Source organism: Bartonella sp. AD13SXNS (assembly GCF_042196465.1).
Classification (GTDB): Bacteria; Pseudomonadota; Alphaproteobacteria; order Rhizobiales; family Rhizobiaceae; genus Bartonella.
The window spans coordinates 1-10,528 of record NZ_JBHIQI010000024.1 but is presented as its reverse complement, the minus strand read 5'-3'; the positions used below and the strand labels follow the sequence as shown (position 1 = coordinate 10,528).

6 protein-coding genes are annotated in these 10,528 nt (G+C 35.5%); 2 read left to right on the top strand and 4 right to left on the bottom strand.

Going from position 1 to position 10,528, the window contains the following annotated elements; genetic code table 11:
* Positions 1-166 precede the first annotated feature (166 nt).
* Positions 167-1,576, top strand: coding sequence for a YfjI family protein (locus ACFIMQ_RS08720; protein ID WP_375703852.1), 1,410 nt, complete (start codon positions 167-169; stop codon positions 1,574-1,576).
* A 516-nt stretch (positions 1,577-2,092) separates the two neighbouring features.
* The gene (locus ACFIMQ_RS08715; protein WP_375703851.1) at positions 2,093-7,015 is read left to right on the top strand and encodes a DEAD/DEAH box helicase; all 4,923 of its coding nucleotides are present in this window, start codon (positions 2,093-2,095) and stop codon (positions 7,013-7,015) included.
* A gap of 1,002 nt (positions 7,016-8,017) precedes the next feature.
* Here ACFIMQ_RS08715 and ACFIMQ_RS08710 read toward each other — a convergent pair.
* From ACFIMQ_RS08710 to ACFIMQ_RS08695, 4 genes are read right to left on the bottom strand one after another with little or no spacing between them, the layout of a single operon-like run.
* Positions 8,018-8,602: an SMI1/KNR4 family protein gene (locus tag ACFIMQ_RS08710; protein WP_375703850.1), complete on the bottom strand. Its 585-nt coding sequence runs from the start codon at positions 8,600-8,602 to the stop codon at positions 8,018-8,020.
* Positions 8,603-8,643: 41 nt separating this feature from the next.
* Entirely contained in the window at positions 8,644-9,240 is a 597-nt protein-coding gene (locus ACFIMQ_RS08705) for an SMI1/KNR4 family protein (protein WP_375703849.1), read from the bottom strand.
* A 52-nt stretch (positions 9,241-9,292) separates the two neighbouring features.
* Positions 9,293-9,874: an SMI1/KNR4 family protein gene (locus tag ACFIMQ_RS08700; RefSeq protein WP_375703848.1), complete on the bottom strand. Its 582-nt coding sequence runs from the start codon at positions 9,872-9,874 to the stop codon at positions 9,293-9,295.
* A gap of 46 nt (positions 9,875-9,920) precedes the next feature.
* On the bottom strand, positions 9,921-10,499 hold the full coding sequence (locus ACFIMQ_RS08695) for an SMI1/KNR4 family protein (protein WP_375703847.1): 579 nt from the start codon (positions 10,497-10,499) through the stop codon (positions 9,921-9,923).
* Between the last annotated feature and the right edge of the window lie 29 nt (positions 10,500-10,528).

The window sequence follows — 10,528 nt, the reverse complement described above, 5'->3', positions numbered from 1 at the left end:
TTTTAGAGAATAATACTCCTTTAAATGATAACGATAATGGCTCTTTAAATGATAAGACTTGTTTAGAAGCCATTCCTATAAGCAAGCATTGCAATAAAATGGTTGGGGGGAATTAAAACCACTTGAATATACTCTCTTACCCGTCGAGCCTTTTCATGCTGCGCAAATGCCTTTAACTTCAAGTCGCTATGTTTATGACGTTGCTGACCGTCAACAAGCTCCTCTTGATTTTGTGGCTGTCGCTGCTTTGTGTGGCTTGGCTGCTCTCATTGGCAATGGCGTGCGGATTGCTCCAAAACAACATGATGATTGGAAGATTGTCCCTAATCTCTGGGGCGCTCTTATTGGTCAACCTTCAACCATGAAAACACCTACCATGCAAGCCGCTTTAACTCCAATCACTTGCCTTCAAAAGAAATGGTATAAAGACTGGTTAAAGCAGAAAGAAAAACAAGAAATTGAAGAAATACTTGAGACTTTAGACAAGTCTGAAAAGAAAAAACAAGCCCATAAAGCAATCAAAAAAGGAGATCTTGAAACAGCCCATGCTCTTTTGTCTGAAACCCTCTCTAAAGACAATGCGCATGATGAGGATGTCTCTCGTTTTATTGTCAATGATGTGACCGTCGAAAAGCTTGGGGAACTTTTAAAAGAAAACCCCCGTGGTCTCTTGATGGTGCGTGATGAATTATCCGGTTTCTTAACAGATATGGAACGGAAGGAATATCAAACAGACCGTTCCTTTTATTTGGAAGCTTTTAATGGAGATGGTCAATTTACTTATGACCGGATTGGGCGTGGAACCATTTTTATTCCCAATGCAACCGTTTCTATTATAGGGGGCATTCAACCCTCTCGCATTCTGCCCTTTATACGCAATGTTTTATATGGCAAAGGCAATGATGGTTTCTTACAACGCTTTCAAATGCTTGTCTTTCCCGATGAGACAAAAGATTGGAAATGGGTTGATAGACCGCCCAATCAAGAGGCATGGGAAACTTATGAAGGGGCATTTCGTTCTCTTTATGATACTCCCCTTGGTTCACCAGAACACCCTCTTGTGATGCGCTTTTCTGCTGAAGCTCAAGAGATGTTTCGTGAATGGATGCAAAAGATTTTTAAAGAAGCCAAAGAGAACAACCTTTCTGAAAGCTTACAAGCGCATCTTTTGAAAATGCCTAAGACCATAGTAAGTCTTGCATTAATTTTTGAACTGGCTGATGGGGGGCGTTTGGAAATCAATAGAGATGCCCTTGAAAGAGCCTTGTATTGGGAAAAATATTTGTTAAGTCATGTCAAAAGGCTTTATGCGGCGGCGGATAGCTTAGCAACAGAGGGGGCAAAATTAATTGTCGAACGTTGTGATTGTTTACCCGATGTTTTTACAACAAGGGATATTTATAAACGTGATTGGAAATGTTTCAAAGATAATGAAGCCGTTAAGCAAACTTTAGAGCTTTTATGCCGTTGTAACTATATACGTGAAATCTCTGGAGACAAGAGCTCACAAGGCGGTCGCCCTACCATACGCTATGAATGGAATCCCTTAGTGACAAGCCATAAAACATCACACTGAGGCAATTTGGAAATCTTATAGAACATTAACAATATAACAGTGAACTCTTCAAAACACTCCCCATTATGAGTTTTGGGGGGCTTTTTATACGTATTATTTTATTTTTTTAATCCAAAATAAAAATCATTATATTTCAATAGGTTAATGTTTTAAAGAAACAACCTATATTAAATACAATCTATGATATATGTTTAAAGGGGTTTTGGGGGTTTTAAGAACCTACAAAACCTATCTATAAAACTTATCAAAGTACTCATTCTGATATTTTAATGCACATAGTGCATTTGTCTTTTTTCATAAAACAAATAGCAAATTTTACTACTTTGCTGATCTTATTCCATGTCATGGGCTGTTGATAAACAGCCTCTAAAAAAACCTTTTGAAAAAATATCTGCTTTTTTTATCAGTTTTTTCCCATTTTTATCGTTATTTGCTTTAAATGCATTTAATTTAATTCGTTTTGATTCTTTTGATGATTATTGATCATATCATAAGGCAAGGGATTTTTATTACAATATGCTGCAATCTGTTAACTCTGATAATGAACACGTCACTTTACGCTCTCTGTTGGAATATTATCGTCAAAAAGCTAAATCACCCCGTGAATTAGGAACCATGTTTGAAAACCTTGTCATGGTTTATTTGAGTGAAGACCCGCTTCAAAAGCAAGAATACGAAAAGGTTCAAACTTATTTGGAATGGGCGCAAGAGCATGATGAAGATGGAACCGATATTGGGATTGATTTGGTCGCTACAATCCGTGATGAAGGAGGTTATGCGGCTATTCAATGTAAATGCTATGATGCTTCTCACATAATTAAAAAAGAAGATATTGATAGTTTTATTGCTGCCTCGGGCAAAAAGATCTTCACCCGTCGCATACTGGTTGATAGCACCGAAACAGAGTGGAGTGACAATGTTGAACTGACTTGTGAGGGGCAAGAAATCCGCCCTCAACGGATTAATCTGTTTGATTTAGAAAACAGTCAAATCGATTGGGGGGCTTATAAAGAACAAGGACAAGCTGTTCTTAAAGAGAAACCGAAGAAAAAGCTTTTAGATCATCAGAAAGAAGCCCTTGAGAAAGTCTGTGAAGGTTTAAAAGAAGCAGACCGTGGCAAGCTGATTATGGCATGTGGTACGGGCAAGACTTTTACAAGCCTTAAGATAGCAGAAACCATAGCAGGTCAAGGCAAGCGCGTATTGTTTCTAGTGCCCTCTCTTGCTCTTATCTCTCAAACAATTCGTGAATGGACAGAAGATACAGAAGTGCCTTTACGCTCCTTTGCCGTGTGTTCCGATACACAAGTGGGAAAGCGTCGTAAGAATAAAAATGATGATGAAGCTGGTCTCGATGCATCAGACCTTGTTTTACCGGCTACGACCGATGCCAAAGAGCTTGCGCGTAAAGCCAATAAAACTTCTCTTGATGTAATGACTGTGGTCTTTTCTACTTACCATTCAATCCAAGTGATTTCGGATGCGCAAAAAAAGTATGATTTACCCGAATTTGATCTGATCATCTGTGATGAAGCACACCGTACCACTGGAGCTGTGTTAGGAACAGACAAGCGTGAATCTGAATTTATCAAGGTTCATGATAACAGCATCATTCGGGGCAAAAAACGTCTGTACATGACGGCAACCCCTAAGATCTTTACCGACAAGCTGAAAAAGAAGGCTGACGCATCTGATGCTGTTCTGGCGTCCATGGATGATGAAGAGCTCTATGGAAAAAATCTTTACACGTATACTTTTTCAAAAGCTCTAAAAGATAAACTTTTAACACCCTATAAAGTTATCGTCTTGGCTGTTGATGAAGCAATTATTAACGCAACGATTCAGAAACGCCTTAAAGATAAAAATTCCGAACTTATTCTTGATGATACAACTAAAATCATTGGCTGCTACAAAGCACTTTCCCAAATAGAAAAGAAGGAAGAAGATGGCATAAAACCTATGCGTCGTTCTCTGGCTTTTTGTAAAAATATCAAGACGTCTCAATTAGTTAGCGAACTATTCAATGACGCCATTGATGAATATCATAAATTTGTTCCCGAAAGTAAAACTTCTCTTATCTTTGATGTTAAGCACATTGATGGATCTTTTAATGGCAAAAATCGTAATAAATTACTTGATTGGCTTAAAGAAGATACAGATGAGAATAACTGCCGTGTGTTAACCAATGTCCGCTGTCTCTCTGAAGGAGTCGATGTCCCTGCTCTTGATGCGGTTATGTTTTTACACCCGCGTAAAAGTCATGTGGATGTGATACAGGCGGTGGGGCGCGTGATGCGTCGCGCAGAAGGTAAAACAACAGGCTATATTATTTTACCCGTTGGTATTCCCTTTAATATTCCACCACAACAGGCTTTAGAAAACAATACGAAGTATGATGTCATCTGGCAAGTTCTCAATGCTTTGCGTGCTCATGATGACAACTTTAAAAACAAAATAAAAGCCTTAGAGCTAGACCAAAATGTTCGTCATGTGTTTGAGATTGTAGGGGTGACTTTTGACCCAGCTTTACAAGCAATGACCGCTGTTGTTGACGAACTCTCTTTCCACGCAAAATCGGAAAGTGTTGGGCTTCATATTGGTTCAGTAGCAAGTGAAAGCTCTTATAAATATGGAGGACAAAAAGAATTCGAGTTTTATGTTGATGAATTATCGCGTGCTATTAAGCCCATCATTGTCAAAAAATGTGGAGAGCCTAATCAGTGGGGAAATTGGGCTGGCAATGTAGCTGCAATTGCACAAAATCATATTATTCGTCTTAAAAGCATACTCGCTGATAAAAAGAGTGAAGCCTTTCACGCTTTTGATGCCTTTCATAAAGAATTAAAGAACGGTTTAAATGACAGTATCGAGCAAGAGGATGCACTCGAGATGTTGGCGCAACACCTTGTGACACGACCTATTTTTGAATCCTTGTTTGATGGAAATGAGTTTGTGAGTAAAAACGCCATCTCGCAAGCGATGGAAAAGATCTTAAGAGAACTTGATAAGATGAATATCAAAGACGAAGCCAAAGATCTTGAAAAGTTTTATCAAAGTGTAAAGGATGATACAGAGGGTATTATTGAAACGCGAGCAAAACAGAATCTTATTATCAAACTTTACGAAGATTTTTTTACCAAGGCATTCAAAAAGACAACAGATAAACTTGGGATTGTTTATACGCCTATTGAAATAGTTGATTTTATCTTACATTCCGTCAATGATGTTTTAGAGCAAGAGTTTGGACAAAGCTTAAGTTCTCGAGGCGTCCCTATTCTTGACCCTTTCACTGGAACGGGGACCTTTATCACAAGGCTTTTACAATCTGGACTCATCAAACCAGAGGATATGGAATATAAGTTCCGAAATGAAATCAAAGCCAACGAGATTGTTCTCCTAGCCTATTACATAGCAGCCATTAACATTGAATCGACTTATCATAGTCTTATGAAAGGAGATTATATCTCCTTTGAAGGAATTTGTTTAACTGATACTTTTCTGATGTTAGAGGAAAAAGATTTTTTTACACGCTATATGTTTGAGAATTCAGAGCGGTGTAAAAAACAGCAGGAAGCAGATATCCAAGTTATTGTTGGCAACCCTCCTTATTCAACAGGTCAAAAAAGTGCCAATGATAATAATCCAAATGTCCATTATGATACTCTTAATGATAGCATAAAAAATACATACGCATCAGGTTTGAATGTTGGTACTAACCGTAAAGAGCTTTATAACAGTTATATTCAAGCAATTAGATGGGCTAGTAATCGTTTAAGTTCTAAAGGCGGCGTTGTAGCCTATGTTTCTGGAAATGGATGGATAGATAAAATATTTGCGGATGGTATGCGAAGATGCTTACAAAATGAGTATTCTGCTATTTATATCATCAATCTTCGTGGTGATATTCGAAAAAATATAAAATCAAAGGAACAATCAAAAGAAGGGGGAAATGTTTTTGGCTCTGGAAGTCAAAGTGGAATAGTTATAACTCTTTTTGTACGCAATCCAAATACACAACAACCCTGTAAAATTTGCTATTATGATATTGGTGATAACCTTTCTACAAAGGAGAAATTATATCTCTTACATAAATTAAAAAGCATAAAAGGAATAATACAATCCAAACAGTTTATTGAGATTACGCCTAATGAAAAACATGATTGGATAAAGCAAAGAGTTGCTGATTTTGATCAATTCATACCTATGGGGGATAAAAGTACCCCTATAGATTCTAAAATTTTTGAAGAAGTCTCACTTGGTGTACAATCAAATAGAGATGCTTGGGTTTATAATTTTTCGAATGATGCACTAGATGAATCTATTCAAAAAACAATCAAATATTTTAATATACAAAAACGACTTATCTCCAAGAATCCGTCTATATCTGTAAAAGAAATTATTGATTATGATGCTACAAAAATTGGATGGTCTAGGGGGCTTCGCTCCAAACTGAAGCAAGAGATAGATGCAAAATTTGAACCAAATCTAAAAGCTCTCGTTCTTTATCGCCCGTTTATGACAATGTGGCATTATACATCACCATTCCTTAATGAAATACTAGGACAAACGCATCAATTTTTTAATTCAGATATTCCGCATAATCTTGGAATTTGTATTTCGGGTAAAGGAAGTCTATCTCATTTTTCCTGTCTCATGACTAATAAACCAATCAATTATCACACATTAGATACAACAAAATGCTATCCACTTATGTTCTATTGTGAAGAGAAAAAAACTCATGACCAGAGTTTGTTTGCTACAAATGTAAAAAAGAAAGTTCGTGATGGTATTACAGATACGGGATTAGCACATTTTAAAGCCGCTTATCCTAATGAGAATATAACAAAAGAAGATATCTTTTATTATATTTATGGAATTTTGCATTCGGAAGATTATCGTGCCCGTTATTCTGATAACCTCTCTAAAGAATTGCCTCGTATCCCTTGTATTAAAAGTGCTGATGATTTTTGGAAATTTGTAACAGCAGGGCGTGAACTGGGTCACTTGCACGTGAATTATGAAGATGTAGAGCCGTATCCAGTGACCTTTAAAAAGGGTAATCCAAAACAGACAGAGATCTCTAATCCCGAAAAATTCTATTATGTGACTGAAATGAAGTTCGCAAAAATTAAGGATAGTAAGGAAAAGGATAAATCAACGGTTATTTATAATAACAATATCACAATAACAGATATCCCTCTTGAAGCTTATGAGTATATCGTTAATGGTAAACCCGCTCTTGAATGGGTTATGGGGCGTCAATGTGTTAAGACTGATAAAAAGAGTGGCATTGTTAATGATGCCAATCGTTATGCTGTTGAAACCATTGGCAACCCTGCCTACCCTCTAGAGTTATTTCAAAGGGTTATTACCGTAAGTTTAGAAACAATGAAAATCGTTAAGAACTTACCAAAATTAGAAATAAGAGAAACTGAATAACTTATAAAGCATGTTCACATGATAGGCATGCTAAATTCACAAGGGGTATAGAGCTTATAACCATAATCTATACCTCTCTTGTTAAGTTGATTACATACAATCTTTAAAAGGAGTGTTTATATGCGTTATTCTAAAAAGAAATCATTTGCACTTTTAAATACTCTCATTTGGATTGCTTTAAGACTTTTAAGAAACCCACTCTTAAAGTGAGTTAGATTTTTTTACATTGCCTTTAAAAGATTATACCGTAATCTAAAATGAGTGCTTTATTGTTTTCAAAAGCTTTGTTTAAGAGAGTTATATATATATATATTCATTTTGCTTATAGGTTTTGAAGGTTTCTCAAACCCTCAAAATACCTTCAAAAATATACCATGAGTTGTATTTATAGGTTTCATCTTAATATAGATTGTATCTCTAAAATGCTAATATATTGAAATATAATAACTTTTATTTTTTTATTGAAAAAAATATATAAAGGGGAGTAAAAGGAACCCTCAAAATACTCAAAATCTTCAAAACTAACAACCATAAGGATCTTGATAGCATTTCTTATGAGTTATAAACTATCTTTTGAAAGGCTTTAAAGGATCATATGCTTTTCATAAAGCACATTTTAATCACTCACTAAAATAATCTATTTTGTCAGTTCAATTTACTGACACATAACTGACAAATATATATTGTTAGTTGAATTTATGGGTTACTATTTAATAAAGGTTGTATCATTTAAATACTAACCTATTGAAATATATTGATTTTAATTTTCTCTCATTTAAAAAAAATAATATAGGCTCTAAAAAGAACTGACAACACTGACACGGTCTATTAAAAGGGATTTTGCTAATCTTTATAATGATCAATCTCTTTTTAGATGTTTTCATAACAAGCAATAAATCGCAATTATCCTATTTATCAACTAGTTGTATAACATCATCTAAGGTATAGGTTTTCATCGATTATTCTCAAAACTTGCGTTATAAACGCTCCGTATTTCTTCTATCAATTGCCCCTCCTCCATAGTTTTTTCCAAAAACTCTTGTAAAAAGGGATAGGTTGCGGAGTGGGAGTGTTCTCAATCTTTTCAATTGGTTGATCACCATCAGGTATCTCAACTCCCGCATGTACTATAATTCTTTTGCAAAGGAATTCATAAAAATTACTAGCGTAATATTCGTAATCTTCAGATGTATACTTGAGATAGAGTGGGCATTCACCATCCCGAAACTGTGTATAATCAAAATAAAAGGTTTCACCAAAATCAGCATCACAAACGACAAGTTGTTCTGGTGTCGTAAAACCACGTTTTCTATCATTTAAGTTTTGGAAAACAACGTCATTAACAGAAACACCTATAGGATGCTCATAAAGACTATAGATTTCTTCACCACTAATGTCCCCACCTTTATAATGTTTCAAAAAACTCTTGTAAGAGGATGTGAATTGTAAACCAAGAGCTTTCTCAGCCCTTTCAATTACAAGATCATCAACTGCATCATCTTCAGTACGAAAATGGATAATCTCATCATCATATTTATTCACTTTATCAATTAATATTACAACATCATCTAAGGTATAGGTTTTCATAGATGATCCTCAAAACTTGCGTAACGCTCCATATTTCCCTATCAATTGCCCCTCCTCCATAGTTTTTTCCAAAAACTCTTGTAAAAAGGGATAGGTTGCGGAGTGGGAGTGTTCTCAATCTTTTCAATCGGTTGATCACCATCAGGTATCTCAACTCCCACGCTTTCTTTAATTCTTTTGCAAAGGAATTCATAAAAATTACTGGCATAATATTCGCAATCTTCAGATGGAAGCCTGACATAAAGTGGGCATTCACCATCCCTAAACTGCGTATAATCAAAATAAAAGGTTTCACCAAAATCTGTTCTGCTAACGAAAAGCTGTTCTGGTGTCACAAAACCACGTTCTCTATTGAGTAAGTTTCGGTAAACAATATCACCAGCAGGAATACCTTCCCCACAATCTCCATAAATGCTAAATATTTCATCACCACCAATTTCTCCTCCTCCATATTTTTTTAAGAAAACTTTGTAAGAAGATGTGAATTGCAAACCCAAAGCTTTCTCCGCCTTTTCAATCTGTAGATCATCTGTTTCATTCTCTTCATCATCTTCAGTACCGAAATTGATAATATCATCATCATATTTATTAACCTTATCAATTAATACTGCAACATCATCTAAAGTGTAGGTTTTCATAGATGATCCTCAAAACGTGCGTTATAAACGCTCCATATTTCCTCTATCAATTTCACCTCTTCCATAGTTTTTTCCAAAAACTCTTGTAAAAAGGTATAGGTTGCGGAGTGGGAGTGTTCTCAATCTTTTCAATTGGTTGGTCTCCATCAGGCATCTCAACTCCCGCATGTACTTTAATTCTTTTGCAAAGAAATTCATAAAAATTGCTAGCGTAATATTCGCAATCCTCAGATGGAAGCATGACATAAAGTGGGCATTCTCCATCCCGAAACTGCGTATAATCAAAGTAAAAGGTTTCACCAAAATCAGTACTACTCACGACAAGCTGTTCTGATGTTGCAAAACCACGTTTTCTATAATAATTTAAGTTTTGACAAACAATATCATTAAAAGGAAAATCTACACAATCTTCATAAAGACTATAGATTTCATCACCACCAATATCTCCCCCTTTATAATTTTTTAAAAAACTTTTATAAGAAGATGTGAATTGCAAACCGAGAGCTTTCTCCGCCTTTTCAATCCATATATCATCGACAGCATTTTCTGCAGTCCCAAAACTGACAATATCACTATCATATTTATCAACTTTATCAACTAATTCTATAACATCATCTAAGGTATAGGTTTTCATCAATTATCCTCAAAACTTGCGTTATAAACGCTCCGTATTTCTTCTATCAATTGCCCCTCCTCCATAGTTTTTTCCAAAAACTCTTGTAAAAAGGGATAGGTTGCAGAGTGGGAGTGTTCTCAGTCTTTTCAATCGGTTGGTCACCTTCAGGTATCTCTTCTCCCACGCTTTCTTTAATTCTTTTGCAAAGGAATTCATAAAAATTACTGGCATAATATTCGCAATCCTCAGATGGAAGCATGACATAAAGTGGGCATTCTCCATCCCTAAACTGCGTATAATCAAAATAAAAGGTTTCACCAAAAGCAGCATCACAAACGATAAGCTGTTCTGGTGTTGCGAAACCACGTTTTCTATCATTTAAGTTTTGAAAAACAATATCATCAAAAGGAATATCTTCTCCACACTCCTTATAAAGCCTATAGATTTCATAACCACCAATGTCCCCGCCTTTATAATGTTTTAAAAAAACTTTATAGGAAGATGTGAATTGCAAACCAAGAATTTCCTCAGCTTTTTCAATCACGAGATCATCAACCTCCTTATCTTTGCTAGCAAAATTAACAATATCACCTTCATATTTATCAACTAATACTGTAACATCATCTAAGGTATAGGTTTTCATCAATTATCCTCCATAAATTATTTTATAAG